The sequence below is a fragment of the Paenibacillus sp. ACRSA genome, from assembly GCF_022346845.1.
Lineage (GTDB): Bacteria > Bacillota > Bacilli > Paenibacillales > Paenibacillaceae > Paenibacillus.
Window position 1 is genome coordinate 1 of sequence record NZ_JAKRNP010000018.1, and the last position, 17,884, is coordinate 17,884.

Annotated in this window: 14 protein-coding genes; 6 read left to right on the forward strand and 8 right to left on the reverse strand. The window is 46.9% G+C overall.

The annotated features are described in order from the left end of the window. Positions 1-3,535: hypothetical protein (locus MH215_RS26670; RefSeq protein WP_239294014.1), on the reverse strand; the 3,535-nt coding region annotated here is incomplete at its 3' end. Between the two features lie 278 nt (positions 3,536-3,813). Between MH215_RS26670 and MH215_RS26675 the strand changes: the two genes are divergently transcribed. Both MH215_RS26675 and asd read left to right on the forward strand, forming a co-directional pair. Next, on the forward strand, positions 3,814-4,944 hold the full coding sequence (locus MH215_RS26675) for a YheC/YheD family endospore coat-associated protein (protein WP_239294015.1): 1,131 nt from the start codon (positions 3,814-3,816) through the stop codon (positions 4,942-4,944). An 86-nt stretch (positions 4,945-5,030) separates the two neighbouring features. Then, positions 5,031-5,822, forward strand: a complete 792-nt coding sequence (gene asd, locus MH215_RS26680) for an archaetidylserine decarboxylase (RefSeq protein ID WP_128103402.1) — start codon at positions 5,031-5,033, stop codon at positions 5,820-5,822. Between the two features lie 554 nt (positions 5,823-6,376). Here asd and MH215_RS26685 read toward each other — a convergent pair. Both MH215_RS26685 and pdxR read right to left on the reverse strand, forming a co-directional pair. Next, a complete protein-coding gene (locus MH215_RS26685; RefSeq protein ID WP_056702506.1) occupies positions 6,377-7,162 on the reverse strand; it encodes a helix-turn-helix domain-containing protein in 786 nt (261 codons plus the stop codon). 200 nt (positions 7,163-7,362) lie between these two features. Further along, positions 7,363-8,817, reverse strand: coding sequence for a MocR-like pyridoxine biosynthesis transcription factor PdxR (gene pdxR / locus MH215_RS26690; RefSeq protein ID WP_343224617.1), 1,455 nt, complete (start codon positions 8,815-8,817; stop codon positions 7,363-7,365). A gap of 142 nt (positions 8,818-8,959) precedes the next feature. Here pdxR and MH215_RS26695 point away from each other — a divergent pair, with 142 nt between their 5' ends. The 3 genes from MH215_RS26695 to MH215_RS26705 all read left to right on the forward strand — a co-directional run bounded on the left by MH215_RS26695 (position 8,960) and on the right by MH215_RS26705 (position 11,470). Continuing rightward, positions 8,960-9,574 carry a pyridoxamine 5'-phosphate oxidase family protein gene (locus MH215_RS26695; RefSeq protein ID WP_239294016.1) on the forward strand — a complete coding sequence of 205 codons (615 nt, stop codon included), beginning with the start codon at positions 8,960-8,962 and terminating at the stop codon, positions 9,572-9,574. A gap of 136 nt (positions 9,575-9,710) precedes the next feature. Next, positions 9,711-11,009, forward strand: a complete 1,299-nt coding sequence (locus MH215_RS26700; RefSeq protein ID WP_056702498.1) for an aminotransferase class I/II-fold pyridoxal phosphate-dependent enzyme — start codon at positions 9,711-9,713, stop codon at positions 11,007-11,009. 338 nt (positions 11,010-11,347) lie between these two features. Then, entirely contained in the window at positions 11,348-11,470 is a 123-nt protein-coding gene (locus MH215_RS26705) for a YjcZ family sporulation protein (RefSeq protein ID WP_217363759.1), read from the forward strand. Positions 11,471-11,977: 507 nt separating this feature from the next. On the opposite strand, the gene MH215_RS26710 is transcribed toward MH215_RS26705, so the two are convergent. From MH215_RS26710 to MH215_RS26730, 5 genes are all read right to left on the reverse strand, one after another. After that, positions 11,978-13,195 carry an ABC transporter permease gene (locus MH215_RS26710; RefSeq protein ID WP_239294017.1) on the reverse strand — a complete coding sequence of 406 codons (1,218 nt, stop codon included), beginning with the start codon at positions 13,193-13,195 and terminating at the stop codon, positions 11,978-11,980. Positions 13,196-13,197: 2 nt separating this feature from the next. Continuing rightward, positions 13,198-13,950 (reverse strand): ABC transporter ATP-binding protein, encoded by a 753-nt coding sequence (locus MH215_RS26715; RefSeq protein ID WP_056702492.1) that lies wholly within the window; start codon positions 13,948-13,950, stop codon positions 13,198-13,200. A gap of 27 nt (positions 13,951-13,977) precedes the next feature. After that, positions 13,978-15,348, reverse strand: a complete 1,371-nt coding sequence (locus MH215_RS26720) for a DEAD/DEAH box helicase (RefSeq protein WP_239294018.1) — start codon at positions 15,346-15,348, stop codon at positions 13,978-13,980. A 211-nt stretch (positions 15,349-15,559) separates the two neighbouring features. After that, entirely contained in the window at positions 15,560-16,333 is a 774-nt protein-coding gene (locus tag MH215_RS26725; RefSeq protein ID WP_056702486.1) for an SDR family NAD(P)-dependent oxidoreductase, read from the reverse strand. Positions 16,334-16,389: 56 nt separating this feature from the next. Next, positions 16,390-16,848: a chemotaxis protein CheX gene (locus MH215_RS26730; protein ID WP_056702483.1), complete on the reverse strand. Its 459-nt coding sequence runs from the start codon at positions 16,846-16,848 to the stop codon at positions 16,390-16,392. Positions 16,849-17,359: 511 nt separating this feature from the next. Between MH215_RS26730 and MH215_RS26735 the strand changes: the two genes are divergently transcribed. After that, positions 17,360-17,740, forward strand: coding sequence for a VOC family protein (locus tag MH215_RS26735; RefSeq protein ID WP_239294019.1), 381 nt, complete (start codon positions 17,360-17,362; stop codon positions 17,738-17,740). Positions 17,741-17,884: the final 144 nt, after the last annotated feature.

Here is a 17,884-nt window from a genome sequence, read left to right on the forward strand (position 1 = left end):
CTGATTGCACACTCTCTTCCGTCAGATGCTCACCCGACACTGCTCCTGGCGTCAATTTGCTGCCATCTACACTGCCCTCAGCAAGTTTATCCAACGTCACGGCTCCGCTCTCCAAAGCCTCTGTTGTTACACTCCCCACTTCCAGATGTGACGCGCGAATGCTTTGTTCTTGAATGTGATCCGCACGGATACTCTGCTCTTGGATGTGCTCTTCTTGAACAGCTCCGTTCTGAATGTGTCCTGCGTTGATGCTTTGTGCTTGGATGTGGTCTCCTTGAACCGCACCACTCTGGATGTGATCTCCGTAGATGCTGTCCGTTTGGATATGACCTGCTTGGATAGCTCCATCCTGAATATGAGCTGATTGCACACTCTCTTCCGTCAGATGCTCACCCGATACTGCTCCTGGCGTCAATTTGCTGCCATCTACACTGCCCTCAGCGAGTTTATCCAACGTCACGGCTCCGCTCTGCAAAGCCTCGGTTGTTACACTTCCCACTTCCAGATGAGAAGCATCAATACTCTGTACTTGAATGTGTTCTCCGCTGATGCTTTGCTCCTGAATGTGATCTCCTTGAACCGCACCACTCTGAATGTGATCTGCATTAATACTTTGTGCTTGAATATGATCTGTTCGAATGGCTCCGTCCTGAATGTGAGCCGACTGTACGCTCTCTCCCAACAAATGCACACCAGATACGGCTCCTGGCACCAATTTGCTGCCATCTACACTGCCACTTGCCAGCTTAGAGCGAGTCACGGATTCCTCTTGCAAAATAATCGTGCTGACCGATTCTTCTTCCAGATGAGCTGTGCCAATACTCCGTTCATGGATATGATGGGCAAAAATAGCTCCATCATGAATATGGCGTGATTGTACTGCGTCTTGCTGAAGCTGAACGGTGCTAATTGAATCGGCCTTGAGGTGCAAACCACTAATCAAGCCTGGTTGCAGGTGCGCTTCTGTTACCGATAACGGTGCCAGATGATCCGTCTGAACGGACCCGGGTAGAATATGATGGGATGTAATGGCCTGCTCATTGATATGTTCCCCATGAACACTATCTGCCTTCAGATGTTGTGAATGAACGATCTGATTGCTCAGATGATCCGACTTGATACTGCCATCAGCCAGATGAATGGATGTTACTGCGGATGGCTGCAGATGCTCACTGCTCACTGAATCATGTTGTAATGTGTCCGAAGATACGGAATCTGCAACCAGATGTTCTGCATTGACTGAACCAGGACGTAATTTATTGCCTGTAATACTTCCATCTGCAAATAATTCTGGTGACCGGATCTCATCTGCCAGATGCTCCAGTGATACCGAGTGTTGCTTCAGATGATAACCACGAATCGTTCCCGCCGGAATATGCTTAGCCGTAATACTCTCAGCCATGATTTTACTGGATGTGACGCTACCATCTGCGAGCTTAGCTGAGGTCACAGCCAAATCTGCTAATTTATCTGTAGCAACGCTCTCAGGTGATAATTTTGGTGAAGTAACCGAATGATCTGTGAGATGTGGTGGGAAGATGCTGCCTCCAGCAATCTGGCTGGAAGTCACGCTTCCTGGAGCCAATTTATCTGTAGTAACCGCACCACGAGATATGGCATCCGTTTGCACACTTCCTGGCTGTAGATGAGGTACGCCTACGGCATGCTCGGTTAAATGCTCCGCTTTCACTGCATATGGTCGAAGAGCATCGGAACCCACGCTACCTGGCGCAAGATGAGCACCCGTCACTCCGCCGTGAGCAAGATGAGATGATGACACACTTCCTGGCGCAATAGCTCTGCTGCTGATCGATGCCGAGCCTAATTTTTCTTCCGTTATACTTTCATCCGCAAGCTTTGCGTCGGTTACCGCTCCATCCTGCAGCTCATACGTACCTACCGCAGACTCCGTCAGATGCGATGTGGAGACAGCCCCGGGTGCAATCGCATCCGCAGACACACTGTCTGTGGCTAAATGCGTAGCCTCAATACTTCCACTCGCAATATGGATGGAATGGATCGCTGCATTATCCACATGCACAGGTGAGATCCCCCGGTTGGCAATATGCTCTGCACGAATAGAGCCTTTTGCGATATGCTTCCCATGCACTGCCTCATCGGCAATTTTGGAAGCAACGATACTCTGATCCGCAATCTTAGAAGCTGTAATGGACTGTTCCAGCAGTTTGGCTGTCCCTACAGATTGATCTGCCAATTTACTGCTGGTCACGGCACCATCCACCAGATGTTCATTGGTCACTTCGCCCGTACCGATCTGTTCCCTACCTACAGCAGCAGTCCGAAGCTGATTGGATCCAATTGCGCCATCCACCAGATGTCTTCCGCTCAGCGAGCCTTCAGCCAGATGTCTTGCTTCAATTGCACCGTCTTCAATCTGCTCACTTCCAATACTACCTGCCGCGAGCTGGGAACGATTGATTGCTCCTTCAGCCAGATGAGTCTGCTTGATCGCACCTGACTGAATATGACGAGATTCCACCGATTGTTCTTCGATCTTGCTGCTAGTGACCGCTCCCTCACGAATTTTAGCTGTTGTCACTGCTTCGTCCGCTAACTTGGATGTATGCACCGCTCCGCCTGTCAGGTGGCGAGTATCTACACCGCTGATGGCAATTTTATCTCCAGTAACGGCTTGGTTTTTGATTAACTCCTCCGTGACGAGCATGCGACTAAGATGCCTAGTGCCAATCGAACCATCCGCAATTTTGGCCGCATCAATGACCTGGTTGCCCAGCTTTTGCGATGTGATACTGCCATCTCTTATTTTCTCTCCGCCAACAGAAGCATTACGTATTTTGTAACCAGATACCGAGCCATCAATTAAATGTTCCTCTGATACGGATGCCTCGGCAAGTTTAGCAGATACAATCGCACCATCTGCGATATGAATACTGGTCACTGCATAATCTTGTAATGCCTCGCTGCCAACAGCTCCAGGTTTTAACTTGGATGCATCTACCGAGAACGGTGCAAGTCTACTCTCTGTTACCGCATACTCACTCAAGTCATCCGTATAGATGTATGCCCCCGTTGAGCCTGGCATCTGATTCTGATTCAAGATATATCGGCGATCCTGACTTGTCGTTTCCTTCGATTCTTCTAGAACACTAGGCGCTACACTGCTAACTTGAATTTGCTTGGTTTCTTCTACGGGTGCTGGTATCTCCGGTTCCTTTGCCACTTTGGGTTCAGGTTGTACTGCTTCTGCTTTTACTTCTGCTTTTACTTCTGCTTTTACTTCTGATTTCGCTTCTGCTTCCACTTCTGGCTTAACTTCTTTTGCGTTTGTTCCATCTGCAGCTTGATCCGCTGATACTGGCGAGGTTTCTACAGGTGTCTGATTTTGAATGGCTCTAGGAGCAGGTACAGATGTCTCCAGCCGTTCTTCCTTGTGCAAGAACGGATCCGATTTTATCGAGCCGATACGGCGATCCGTCAGTTCCAATTCCTTAAACTTCGGGCTCACATGCCGCAGTTTCGGCGTAAGAACCTTCTTTTTGCCTCTTTTACTCATGCAGCTTGCTCCTTCCTCTCACGTTCGTCTCCGGCATCATATGCTTCAATCTAGGCATCTGCCACTTCTAATCCGGACTTTTATCCATAGCGAGCCATCATGTACAAGTAAGAACGGATCAGATGAACCCCATGAAGTGAAATAGGCTGCGTACGGTTACATCGAAAAAGGCTGCTGTCCATGCCCTCCGAGCAAAACTGTCATACGATATCATATAAGTACGGGTATGCCATGAACGGACGAACCAGTGCCTTGATAACTTTGAAGGAGGAGCGGTCATGCCACAAGAGACGATCGGCATTATGTTCGATTCACGCATGTACCGAGGGATACCCGCCGGAAGAACCGGTCAGGAATCACTCGCGAATTATGAGCAGGCAGCAGCCAGCCACGGATTGATCCCTTGTTTTTTGCGGCTCGAAGATATCGATTTCAACACAAAAACCTGTATAGCCTATGTAAAAAAAGAAGACGGATACGTCAGGCAAAAAATGCCCTTACCCACAGTCATTCATAACCGTGCGCTTCAGCTCCGCCGAGCGGAACAGCATCAAGTTACTACCTTACTTTTGCAAGGTATTCAGGTATATAACGTTCGTAATCGTTACCGTAAGGATCACATTCACGACATGCTCCGTCAGGAACCATTACTGAGAGAGCATCTGCCTCATGCCGTGAGAGCCACACCTGAATCGTTAACGGATATGATGGAGCATTATAATGATTTGATCATTAAGCCATGTAGCGGAAGTATTGGGCATGGCATTATCCGAATATTCAAGCAAGACGGGCATTGGAAATTAACCCGTGAAACGAGAGCTTCTCGCAAAGGCTGGGCCACCTTTCGACTAACCAAGGGGCAGCTACCCTCAGCCATCCTGCGCCGAATTTTCCGGTATGCACACCTTATTGAAGAGCGTATTCCTCTCATCCGATACGAAGGAAGACCGGTGGATCTGCGTGTTTCGGTACAACGTGGAATGGATGGTCTATGGGGAGTGACTGGACTATTCGCCAAAGCTGCTCCGACACATACCTTTGTCACCAATATCGCACAAGGCGGTAAGGTCATGACGCTGGATGAGGTGTTAGGCTCTGATGTGAATAACTTCGAGCTCGCACAACTGGAATCCAGAATCCGCTTAGTCTCACTGCGTATCGCCAAAACGCTGGCGGCAAGCCTTCCTCATCTTGCGGATCTAGGTCTTGATTTAGGCATCGCCCGCGACGGACAGATTTATTTTATTGAATGTAATGGACGGGATCAGCGTTACGGTTTCCGTAAAGCCGGTCTGGGGGAACAATGGAGGGCAAGTTACCATGAACCGATGGCATATGGCCGTCTTCTACTAGAGCAGAATTCACGTATCCCTAGACAACCACAGACGTACCGTAAGTACCCGTATTGATTTCGGTGGCATTCTGTGTCAATATTATGCAGAACGGCCGGGTCCTACCGGCCTTGATGTTCGCATTAACCCTAAGGGGGATATTCATGGCAAAAACGCTGTTACGGTTAATGACTGAGCTTTCTTCTCGCAAATGGATCTCGCGAACTGTGGGAGCCTTCTCCAAGAGCAGAGGAAGCAAGGCATTTATTCCTTATTTTGTCCGGACCTACGACATCCCTGTTCAGGAAGCAGAGAAAGACTGGAAGGAATACCGTTCACTGAATGATTTTTTTACTCGCAAATTAAAACCAGGCATGCGCCCATTAGACCTTTCGGAACATGCGCTAATTAGTCCAGTAGATGCCAAAATTACGGCAGCGGGTCCAATATCCGCAGGAACACTCCTGAATGTTAAGGGACAAAACTATACACTTGCTGAATTGTTGAATCATTCACCACATCTGGAGAAGTACAAACATGGTTATGCCTTCGTCCTGTATCTCAGCCCTCGCGACTATCACCGCATTCATGCACCTGTTAGCGGACGCAGGATTGAGAGCGAACATATCAAGGGGAAAGTTTACCCCGTGAATGATTTTGGTCTGACACATATGAGATCCGTGCTGAGTCGCAACGAACGGCTGATTACGTACATCGCCCATGATTATGGAGAAGTAGCTGTGGTTAAGGTCGGTGCGATGAATGTGAGCAGTATTCAGTATGCTGATGCAGACACCAGCACATGGGCACAGGGTGATGATTTAGCCTATTTTGAATTCGGCTCTACGGTGGTTCTCCTAACGCAAAGTGGTACATTCGAACCTACACCTGGCTTACAGCCGGGAGATTCCGTCAAAATGGGAACATTGCTCGGCCGCTTGAAACCAATTCACTGATACTCATAAGACAGGCCGATCTCATGCACAATTAAAAAGGATGGCGGAACACCTGTAATCAGGGTCTCCGCCATCCTTTTTAGATTAGTCTATGTATCATGATAGCATGATACATTCATTACACTTCATGTATACAAGCATTACGAAGCCTCACTCCGTAATCATTGATCGACTGATATCTCCTTAAAACCATACGTCTTGCAACTCATCTGCGGGTTTCGATCGACGCAGACGGTTCCGGAAAATAAAGCATCCTTTTGTAGAGCATCCCCGGTTGCGGATCCGCCGTTTTCCGTTCATCCTAAGTCCCCCCTTCGTTTGTTCATCTGGAATGCTTTTTACTTACCCCTGACTCCCAGACTTGAAACGTTATGCTGCATCCTGGCATGAAGACCTAGGACGTATCTGAAAACTCACTGAAGTGCATCTTTTACCCCTTTTCGTCCCCTGCTGCGTCACTTTCCCTTGACGTGCCCCGGCACGCCTGCGAAAAACTTCCTTGCTTGGAACAAAAATTCGGCAAAATTTGCATCCTTCAGAGTTTCAAACACGCCCTAACGAATCTCGGAAGGACTTTTGCCTGTATACTGCTTGAACTGACGACTGAAAAAGAAGATATCCCGATAACCTAAAGCATCCGCCACTTCGGTGACATTCATGCCTGTATGCACGAGCAGATGCTCAGCACGCTCAATACGCATACGAATGATATACGATTGTACGGAAGAACCAACTAACTCTTTAAACTTAATCGAGAAATAACGCGGAGACAGCCCAGCTCGTGCAGCCAAATCCTCCACACGATGCGTGATCCCCGGATGCTGACGAACATAATTCGCCACTTCCTGAATCACATCCGATAGCTGGTTACTCACCTTTTTCTCGACAGGTGCTTCCGTATCCGCACGCAATAGATGAATCATCAACTGTTTCAAGATCAACCGACTCTCTTCGGTGCGACCGTATACGTCGGATAGGAACAATCTTACATACCGTGCCAACAAATGTTCAAACTCCACCGTCTCCTGGACTTCACGATAGGACTGAGGCACATCCGTAACGTCCACATCCACATCAAAATGGATATACGTCAGTACAAGCGGTTTCTGTCTATTATGTGTAGCACTTGTATGATCTCCTGGTCTAAATAGGAAACAACTTCCTTTACCCACCTCGTAAGGCTGGTCATTCAGCACAACAGTCCCCTCACCGCTCCACACATAAAATAAATCATAATTCTGCATCGGTTTTTCCCGCTTCTGCCACTTCCATCCCGGTTCGCAGACTATTTTGGCGACAGCGGGCAAAATAACAAATGATGACGGCGATGCCTGCAGCATGTCGCCACTCCCCCTTGAATGTTAATCTCTAGCCATTGCATCGTACCCATTCCTATCGTTTGGGGCATAGGTTTACGAATTGTTCATCTCAGGTTACCCAATCCGTGTACGCAAACCCCGTTGAAATGATGCAATATACTCATATATATATTCTCTGCCCCTATGGGAGCAAAATGTCTTATTCTATTATACAGCGGAATTCATCGAAACGAAAATGTACTCTTCTCCCAAGCGATTCGCATTCGGTTAATGCCCTCCGCAATCTCATCCTCCTCCAAATGTGCGAAGCCAAAACAGACTGCAGGATGACCTGGTGTGAGCTGATAACGTGCCGCATCACGGAATAATACACCATCCTCCTGAGCTAACGTTTTGAACCGGATATAACGCTCGCGATCACCATTCCAAGACGCATAAATATGCAGTCCTGCATCCCCTGGCTGCATGGTAAATGCTTGGGGCAATTGCTGCTGCATCTCACGAACAAAAAAGGCATGTCGCTCCCCATACAACCGGGTTAAACGTCGTAAATGCCGCAAATACCCTCCCCGCATCATCCACTTTGCGAGTGCGCGCTGTTCGAGCAATGCAGGTGGTACAGGTTCATACAACGCTTTAGCCGCGAGAAGGGGATCTACGAGCGCTGGAGGCAGCACTGCATAACCAAGCCGGAACGAAGCTACCATCGTTTGTGAGAAAGAGCCTACGTAGACAACACGTTGTTCCCGATCAAGCACTTTGAGTGGTTCAATCGGTCTTCCTCCCCATCGAAATTCACTATCATAATCATCCTCAATAATGACGGCATTTCGTTTGCTTGCCCACGTAAGTAATGCCTTACGTCGTTCAAGACCAAGAACAGCGCCTGTTGGAAATTGCCTGGTAGGTGTTACAAATAACACCTGTGCTCGCCAGTCTTTAGGAATAATGCCTTGAGCATCAATGTCCGTTGGAATAATAACACCGCCGCAAGATTTCACTGCATGAGCTATGCCTTGGTATCCTGGGTTTTCTAATACGGCTGCTTCTCCCTCTGAGATTAGTAACTGCGCTAGCAGTACAATTCCCTGCATGGAACCGCTGAATAATACGATCTGAGAGGCATCCGCATCTATGCCCCGTGTCCATCTAAGATGAGAGGCAATCGCTTCTCGCAGCTCTAGGTCTCCTGCGGCACTGCTATGTTCACGCCAATCGCTGCGATGAACAGCCGCCAATGCACTCTTCCACTCTGACTCCGGGAAATGCTCTGCTGGCATGCGCTGCACCTGAAAGTTAATGATGGATTTCCCTTGTGCCAGGGCAGGCGTATCTCCCTTTTGAGTATCCAATGCTGCCACTCGCTCTCCCCATGCAGACAGGACAATCTTGGCTTCCGTACCCTTTTTAGTCGCTGTCGTTAATGTGTCTGTCACAAATGTGCCTTTCCCTCGATAAGCCTCAACGTAACCATCTGCAAGCAGCATATCATACACCTGTGCTACAGAACCGCGTGACATACTGTACTGAACTGCGAGTTCACGTGTGGAGGGCAGTCTTGTTCCTCCGGTCAACGTGCCTGCATGTATAGCATCACGCAATGCATGGTATAGTGCGACATATTTGTATCGGTGCTGCTGCTCATATGTATCCATCGGTAACCAGAGTTCCATCATGCGTCTCCTTTGTATCTCTCAGCTTTACTAAATTGGACTATAAATTCGAATGTAAATTGGATCTATTTATATGTCAATGTACGCTCTATTGTTAGGATAAAGCAACCTTTTCGATTAAAAAACCAATTCAGGGGGAACAACGATGAGACGAAAAGAATTTACAGTAGAAGAAGAACAAGAGATCATTACCTTTCTAGACCAATGCTCCTTTGGTTTTCTGGGAACGATCAGCCCAGATGGACAGCCTCGGGTGACGCCACTGAATTTTGTTTATATGGACGGCTGTTTTTATTTTCATGGCAGCCTTGCTGGAGAGAAAATGAAACAGATTAAGCAGAATACTTCGGTTAGTTTTACAGTTGCCGAGGAGTTTTCGCTGATTCCTTCCTATTTTACTGATCCAGAGCTGGCTTGTCCGGCAACCTCCTTTTTCAAGAGCGTCATGGCGTTTGGTCAAGCAGAGCCGGTAAAAGACTTAGAGATAAAAGGTAGGGTTCTACAACGATTCATGGAGAAACTCCAGCCACAAGGTGGCTATGTCCCTATCGATGCAGCGGACTCACGTTACACTGGGCAACTCAAAGCTGTAGCCGTTGTGCAAATTACGCCAGAGCGTCTAACCGCCAAGTTCAAATTCGGTCAAAATCTCTCGTCTGAAGAGTTCGAGGATCTCAGTAGTAAACTGGAAGCTCGGAACGAAGGAAGGGATACAGAGACCGCTGAAATGATGCGAAAATACTGCCCTTTTCATCAGTAATAAACCCCTATTTTCAAACCACAACAACGCGGTAAAGTGTTATAACTGTCATTATGCGTAATTTCCGTGACGGGGGGATGTCAAGGTGTTATAATGTTAGGCAGTTGAATCCCAAAGACTTGGAAGGATGAAAAGAATGAATCCACTGGCTGAACAGTTGAACGAAAGTATTCAGGCAGGCAGCAGTCACGTCTACTCGATGCTGTCGCAGCTCGGCAAAGAAATTTATTTCCCGAAAGAAGGTATCTTGAGTCAGTCTGCTGAAGCAGCAAGTCTGGCCAAAACCTATAATGCCACGATTGGTATCGCCCTAGAAGGCGGAGTGCCTATGCATCTACCGGTGATTCAGGAGAAGCTGTCCGCATTCCAACCAAAGGACCTATACCCATATGCTCCTCCTGCAGGCAAGCCTGAATTGCGGAGTGTTTGGAAAGAGAAGATGTTGAAAGAGACCCCTTCATTGGCAGGTAAGTCTTTCGGCAACCCAATTGTAACGAATGCATTAACTCATGGACTCAGTATTGTAGCCGATTTGTTCGCAGATGAAGGCGACGCTGTTATATATCCAGACAAAAACTGGGAAAATTATGAGCTGACTTTCGGAATTCGCCGTCATGCTCAGTTGGTTCATTATCCACTGTTTGATGATCAGTTAAACTTCAACAGTGCGGGGTTGCTCGAAGCGTTGCTTGCTCAGAAAGACAAGGGCAAAGCAATCGTATTACTCAACTTCCCGAACAATCCAACAGGTTACACGCCAGGCCCAGAAGAAGCAGATGCGATTGTGAATACGATTCATCAAGCAGCTGAAGCAGGTGTCAATGTAGTCGTTGTAACAGATGATGCTTACTTCGGACTTTTCTTTGAAAATTCGATTCACGAGTCCTTGTTTGGCAAACTCGCAGGCATCCACCCTCGTGTGCTGACTATCAAAATCGATGGCGCAACGAAAGAGGAATTCGTATGGGGCTTCCGCGTAGGCTTTATCACGTATGCCCACGAAGATGCTGCTGTGCTGCATGCCATGGAACAAAAGACTCTCGGTATTATCCGGGCGACCATCTCCAGTGGGCCGCACCCTTCTCAGACATTTGTACTCGATGCATTGAAAGCACCAGAGTTCGAAGCTCAGAAGCAGGAGAAGTTTGAAATTATGAAAGGCCGTGCCAACAAGGTGAAGGCTCTTCTCGATAGCGGCAAGTATGGAGATGTATGGGAGTATTATCCGTTCAACTCCGGTTACTTCATGTGTCTGAAGCTGAAAGAAGTCAGCGCTGAGGCACTCCGTACCCATTTGTTACAACAATACGGCGTCGGGACAATTGCGCTGGGTGAGACTGATCTGCGAATCGCGTTCTCCTGTATTGAAGAATCCAACTTGGAAGATCTCTTCGATACCATTTACCGTGGAGTTCAGGAATTACAAGCCACTTAACTTAGTATGTTATTGCGATGTGACTAATATAAATAGGTTAGGTTCATTATGAACCTAACCTTCCTACAAGCCCCCCCCCCTCTTGGTGATGTATTCATCATTTAGAGGGGTATTTGGCATGTTATCTGTGTAAAGATTGATAGCAGATCGAACCGTTAGATCCCCTACCGTCCCTACCGCTTTTACTCAATATTATCGGTTATCTTCTTAGCATACACCGCCCAAAATGGTTATTTCCTCAGGAATACAAGGCAAAGGCCCAATCAGCCAACACCCAAGTCACATAATATACGGTGTACGCAAGGGCGTGCCAACAACGAACTGAAAGGGGAATGACCATGTCTGGAGTTGAAGAAACAAGAGGCGGTTATGGATACGGATTCGGAGGATTTACAAACACAGGTGCGATTCTTGTATTGTTCATCCTGCTTGTAATCATCACTAAGTCGTTCCTCTACTAGTCCCGATCTGTTGTATTCATTCTGCACGATGAATTCAACCTTACACACGATCTGTCCGTGTTGTTAGAGGCATAGGGATATGTCAGACAACACGTCAGTAGGCGGCTATCCATTCGTGGGTAGCCGACCTCTCACACCACAGTTTATGTACGATCAATATGCGACATTGTCCATGTTGATCTGTAATTCTAGCCGCCCGCACTGCGTAGGGATGTCAGAACCCCCTACCTTTACGGGCTTTTTCTTCGTAACCGTACTGGATATACATCCATTTAAGACATCGCGGTATTCAAAAAATAAGGTAGGTATACACGATAGGTATCGTAAGCATGCAAAAAAGCCCCTTACGGCAACCACCGTAAGAGGCTTACTTTAATACAAACTATACGATGCAAGCAAATCACCTAGTAAATGCCGTTGGCAATACTACTACGCATTCTAACTACTGACATTGAGCCTTACACATCATTATTGCTCGTCAAAGTCAGGAATGCATAAGAGTGCAGTCTACTCCTCTTCTTCTTCCTTCAGCCACTTCTTACTTTGCGAACGTCGCATCAACACAATAACCAGCACGCCCAAAATCAACCCTGCTCCCGCTATCGTGAATCCACCGATCCCACTCGATAGCATCGGCAACCACATCAGCAGAGCAGACAACGCATGCAGATTCGAAATGAAGCCCAGCACTTGTGAACGGCGGCTCTCACCCGAGATCGGATAGATCATAATCCAGAATGATTCAGCGTGACTACGACGAAGTGCCCCCAACTGCACACCAACCAGCAATAGGAACACTAGGTATGCGCCGATGCCAAAATAAGTACCTGCCGTCCACCAAGACAACAGCATGCCGAGCACAATTAAACGTACAACAATGGAGAATACCTCTGTGCGAATGAACGTCTTCGTAATAAGGTAGCGGTACGCTTTTCCTGCACTCCACGCAAGTCCACTTCCCCATTTGCTAAGCCAGCGCCTCGAGCTGACCCTTTGTCCTGAGGAAGGTACGTCTACGAACCACCCCAACGTTCGCATCACTCGGCCTGCTTGACCTTGCTCAACCTGAATCAGACGTTCCCAAGCCACCCGATGCTTCACAGGTATGCGCAGAGCTACTAGATAGACCGCAGCCAGCAACAGCAAAAACCAAATACTGCGCGCTGGTGGCTGCCATACCCAAGCGGCCACAGCAAGAATGGCGGTTGCCCAGCGAAGCAAACGAAATGCCCTGGATGCCCCCACCTGAACCATACGTAGCTCTTGCCATGCACCGTAGCTTGATAGTCCCTTCCACACGAGTAAGAGCAGGAGAAACCAGGTGAAAGGTTTAGCGTCCTGATCTGCCCTTACATAGAGTGGCCACAGCGTAAAGAAGATGAGCAGCATACCCAACGTTTTGTAGATTACGCCACGGGCAAAGCTGTTCTTCAAATATTCATGCATCCGATGTTCCTGGGGACGTAAAAATACGATATCTGCTGGATGAAGATATGTACGATATCCGCTATATAACACCAAAGGGGTAAGCAGAAGCAATGTAATCCAGCGAATCGGAAAGCCCGCAGGTATGTTCTGTACAAATGAGGTGTACCAAGCGGAGAAGGCAATGATAAGAAATAGAAATACCATCGCTACCCCGCTCTGAATGACATATCCCAGATAAGGCAGAATTTTATTCCAAAAGCCCGTGCGTCTTTGCTTCCATAACAGCCTCAGATCCATACTCAATCCCTGCCTTGTACGAGGGAATAGAACATATGCTCAAGCGTTGTATTCGACTCTCCGTATTGAGAACGCAGCTCCTCCAGAGTTCCATGAGCGATGACCTGTCCACGATGCAGAACAATGAACCGATCACAATAGTTCTCTATGGTCGAGAGAATATGCGAGCTGAGCAGGATGGATGATCCGGATGCTTTCATCTCCAGCATGAAATCCAGCAATGAACGAATCCCAAGTGGATCGAGCCCCAAGAAAGGTTCATCAATGATATAGAGTGGTGGCCCTGCTACAAATGCACACATAATCATAACCTTCTGCCGCATTCCTTTGGACAAGTGAGTTGACAGACTGGTACTTTTCTCCCGCATACGGAATAAATCTAGCAGTTTTTCCGTACGTTGCTTGAAATCGGCTTCCGAGACGCCATACGCTCTTGCTGTGAATTCCAAGTGCTCCATGACTGTCATCTCGTCGTACAATTCTGGTGACTCTGGAACAAAAGCCATCGCGGATTGGTAGATCTGAGCATCCTCTTCCCTCGTCTTACCCATTACGCGGACTTCACCCTGTTGTGGGGTCATCAAACCTAAGATATGTTTCATCGTTGTACTTTTACCAGCGCCATTTAATCCGATCAGTCCGACCATTTCTCCGCGTCCAACTTTCAGATCAATGCCGTGGAGGACAGGCCGCTTGGCACTGTATCCTCCACTTAACCCGCTGATTTCCAATACCGGGGATTGAACATTACTCATGAATCCCTGCACCTCTTTCGTCAGGTTTTATTCTTCGGAACGCGGTGTGTTCCCCTTGCTCCATTTTGGCGCTCCCTTGTTCTTGCGATCCTGGTTGCGATCCGTTCTTCCTGTATTACCGGCTGGTTTGTTACCAACATCACGTTGATTCGATATCACTGCTCTTGCACCACCATTACGTGTTGCCTGTCCCGGTTTGCGACCTTTTGCGGAGCCTGGCTTCCGACTGAAGGAATGCCCTTCTGGTCGCGTGTCAGGACGTGGATCTGCTTCTAACACTTTACCACCGAACAACACACGCTCTGTAAGCTCAATCCCCAGCTCACGTGCAAATTTACGCATAATAAAGATCTGTGTTTCATCTACAATGGACAGCACAATACCACTTCGTCCCATACGTCCAGTACGACCTGCGCGGTGAACATAATACTCTGAATCAAACGCAGGATCATAATTGATAACCATCGGCAATCCTTCGATATCCAATCCTCTCGCGGCAACCTCACTCGCAATCAACAATTGGATTTTACCGTTACGGAACGCGGACAAGACATTGCTCCGTGTAACCTTATCAGCATCCCCATATAGCGCGGCTGCGGATAGACCCAAATGATTCATTTTGGCTTCAACTTCACCGATATCTTCCGTAGCATTCACGAAGACAATAGCACGATCCGGATTGTACTGTCTAACGAGACGACGCAGCATATCAATTTTGTTCCGTGTTTCCTCGACAAAATAAAAATGCTCAAGCCCTGCTGCGGTTGCACGCTCTGGTTCAATTCCGATATGAACAGGCTCCTTCATCTCTCGCTTGGCAAGACCAGCCGTATGTTCATCAATCGTTGCTGATAAGAAAATAAGCTGACGATCGCGGAGTGCACTGCGTAGAACAAAATCAACGTCACTCACACCACCAAGCTGGAATACTTGGTCTGCCTCATCAATGACAATTGTGGAGACGTTATGCATTTTCAACTTTTTCAATGTAATCAATTCTTTCAATCGTCCCGGTGTTCCCACAACAAGTGCTGGATGCTCACGCAGCTTCTCAATCTGACGTTTCACCGCTGCGCCTCCAATTAAGCCTAGAACACCAATTTTACGTTCTTCTCCATAACGCTGTGCTTCACGTACAATCTGCATAGCCAATTCTTGTGTAGGGGCGATAATAAGTTTCTGTGTGCCCTTTACATCACTTTTGATCGTTTGCAGAAGAGGCAACAAATAAGCAAGTGTTTTGCCTGTTCCCGTCTGGGATTTAGCTACGACATCTCGCCCTTCCAAAATCACTGGTATGGTCTGCGCCTGCACAGGAGAAGGTTCATTAATGCCATGTCCGGCAAGTACTTTCTCAAGATCCTCTGCTACGCCAATTGAAGCAAATGTATTCGTCATGTATGTCCATCCTTTAATTTTATTCTTTTATTTTTCCGTGGGATAAGCCTCTCATCACATTAACTTTCATTATATGCGAAAAGCAGCTATGAACCAAATCTTAACCAAAAAAAAGAAAAGCTCCTCGGCGGAGCTTCCCATAATTCAACCGTGATGTCCATTACTATATTATACTTGAACACGCTGTCACTCGATGGTTCGTATCCGTCGCTCACTTCTGATTCATGAAACCATGTGACAAGCGATCCGCAAGACGTGGGAACAACTGATACAGCCATATCCCGGCAGATGCCATTCGAGGCAAATTCACTTCTTCTTTACGCTTTTTCATCGCCTGAACCATATGTCTTGCAACATCCTCAGGTTTCAACATCATCCAGCGTACATTGTTGACATAATTGCCAGATGGATCTGCACGATGGAAGAACGGTGTATCAATCGGCCCAGGATTAATGGTGGTCACCTTTACTCCCGTTTTACGCAACTCCTGACGTAGAGCGTTACTGAACCCGAGTACAGCATGTTTGGTTGCTGTATAGGAAGCTGACTTTGCCGTTCCGATTTTGCCAGCCATGGAGGCTACATTCACAATCTGTCCTGTGCCACGCTTCAGCATGTGCGGCAACACAGCCTTCGTGCAACGAACAATGCCCATGTAGTTCACGTCCATCATTTCATCGAATTCCTGCACGGTCATATCCGTCATTGCAGCAAACTTTCCATATCCCGCATTGTTCAACAATATATCGATTCGTCCATACTTCTCTAACATGTTACTTATCGCTGCCTGTACCTGCTCGTCATTGGTGACATCCAGCGTAAGGAGTTCATGTTGCCCATTCAGCGAAGCACCAATCTCTTCAAGCTTGTCCCGCGAACGGGCAGCCAAGATAGGAATGGCTCCTTCTTCTATCAGCATCTGAGCACAGAGTGCGCCAATCCCACTCGACGCGCCAGTGATGAATACAACCTGATCTTTCAGCATATCTGATGTCCTCCCGTAGTGAACACATATTGCCCCTTGAGGCCTATGATTCTATTCTACGAGATCATCACCTGAATATCCATCTCACCAATGCCATCCATCAACAATGGAATGCTCAATGCTTTCGTTGCACTAAATGCAGTCAAATGTTCCGATTTCATGACTTGTGGAGGTGTAATATCCACAACCACACCTTGATTGGACAAAATGGTACTTGCGTTACCACTGATCATATTACCTAGCTCGGAGATTGCACTTTTACTCATATCGTCCATTTCCGTGATAACAAAACCGCCCATCATGGCTGAAACAATTTTCAAAGCAACCGACTCTTGAATGCCAAATACAATATTTCCGCTCATTTGTCCAGTCATTCCAATGACGATCCAGACATGGTCAGCAATGTACTCTACATTTTTCACGCCAAGACTTCCGGTGGAAGGCGAAACCTGGATGAGCTGTTCAAATACGTTGCGTGCTGATTCCAGGAAAGGATTAATCACTTCCGCTTTCACTGTTTATGTCCCCCTCGCACTGGGTTATTGGTCACACACCAAAAGTCCCATATTCTATAAATTTATTATACTTTATCACGTACAAGAATACATCATGAATTCATCAATGAATGTGTACTATAATTTATCGTCATCTATGTGGCAAATGTTTATAGCTAATTTTAGCGAAACAACAGGGTTTTTTGTATATTATTCAGGTAATTTTTTACTTACTAAGCCCATGCAAAGGGATTTAGGACTATTTTACTGTTTTATTGAAAAGACTAAAAAATAAAATGTTATAAATCGGAAATAAGTTCTTAAGCATTATTTTCGGGAAGATCAGATCAGAAGCCTTTCATCATGAAAAAAACATGACTTCTACCGCCTGCTATGGTATAGAAGAATAGGAGAGATTTTAATCCTTTCTCAGGTTGTTTTTTGCTCTCCAGATCGTCGGTCTATAGCGAGGTTCTTATAAATAAGTTCCTCATAAGCCATGCCATCATTTAACTAGGGAGTGAATCATTAAATGATTAATCAAGTCGGTCAAATCATGCTGTATGTCAACAACCAGGAACAGGCTCTACAGTTTTGGACAGAAAAGGCAGGTTTCCATGTCATCGCAGAAGAGAGCCTCAGCCCGGAAATGAAATGGTATGAAATTGCCGCAACCCCGGATGCTGAAACGAGCCTTGTTCTTCAAGACAAGCAGGTCGTTGCCAAAATGTCGCCCGGCGTTAATCTAGGCACACCTTCTCTTATGTTTTTCACCCCGAACATTGATCAGCTCTATCAGGATTTCAAAGATAAAGAGATTACCGTTGGCGAATTAGTGGATTTGCCTTTTGGAAGAGTATTTAACTTTGCCGATGATGAAGAAAATTATTTTGCCGTTATGGAACGCAAGTAACATAGGTTTACCACTTAACAGATCATGACATTGATATCGGAATGATCTTCAGGCGGCTGACGCTTAGTCAGTCGCTTTTCTTATTTGAACAACTCATTTTATAAATTCATATGTTCTGAAAACTTCGTGATGTTAGATTTATTG

Bases quoted from the DNA above. Each gene is read 5' to 3' on its own strand.
- MH215_RS26695 (WP_239294016.1), top strand. From the start codon at position 8,960: ATGAGACGAAAAGAATTTACAGTAGAAGAAGAACAAGAGATCATTACC.
- MH215_RS26735 (WP_239294019.1), top strand. From the start codon at position 17,360: ATGATTAATCAAGTCGGTCAAATCATGCTGTATGTCAACAACCAGGAA.
- pdxR (WP_343224617.1), bottom strand. From the start codon at position 8,817: ATGATGGAACTCTGGTTACCGATGGATACATATGAGCAGCAGCACCGA.
- MH215_RS26685 (WP_056702506.1), bottom strand. From the start codon at position 7,162: ATGCTGCAGGCATCGCCGTCATCATTTGTTATTTTGCCCGCTGTCGCC.
- MH215_RS26700 (WP_056702498.1), top strand. From the start codon at position 9,711: ATGAATCCACTGGCTGAACAGTTGAACGAAAGTATTCAGGCAGGCAGC.
- MH215_RS26705 (WP_217363759.1), top strand. From the start codon at position 11,348: ATGTCTGGAGTTGAAGAAACAAGAGGCGGTTATGGATACGGATTCGGA.
- MH215_RS26715 (WP_056702492.1), bottom strand. From the start codon at position 13,950: ATGAGTAATGTTCAATCCCCGGTATTGGAAATCAGCGGGTTAAGTGGA.
- MH215_RS26710 (WP_239294017.1), bottom strand. From the start codon at position 13,195: ATGGATCTGAGGCTGTTATGGAAGCAAAGACGCACGGGCTTTTGGAAT.
- asd (WP_128103402.1), top strand. From the start codon at position 5,031: ATGGCAAAAACGCTGTTACGGTTAATGACTGAGCTTTCTTCTCGCAAA.
- MH215_RS26725 (WP_056702486.1), bottom strand. From the start codon at position 16,333: ATGCTGAAAGATCAGGTTGTATTCATCACTGGCGCGTCGAGTGGGATT.
- MH215_RS26675 (WP_239294015.1), top strand. From the start codon at position 3,814: ATGCCACAAGAGACGATCGGCATTATGTTCGATTCACGCATGTACCGA.
- MH215_RS26720 (WP_239294018.1), bottom strand. From the start codon at position 15,348: ATGACGAATACATTTGCTTCAATTGGCGTAGCAGAGGATCTTGAGAAA.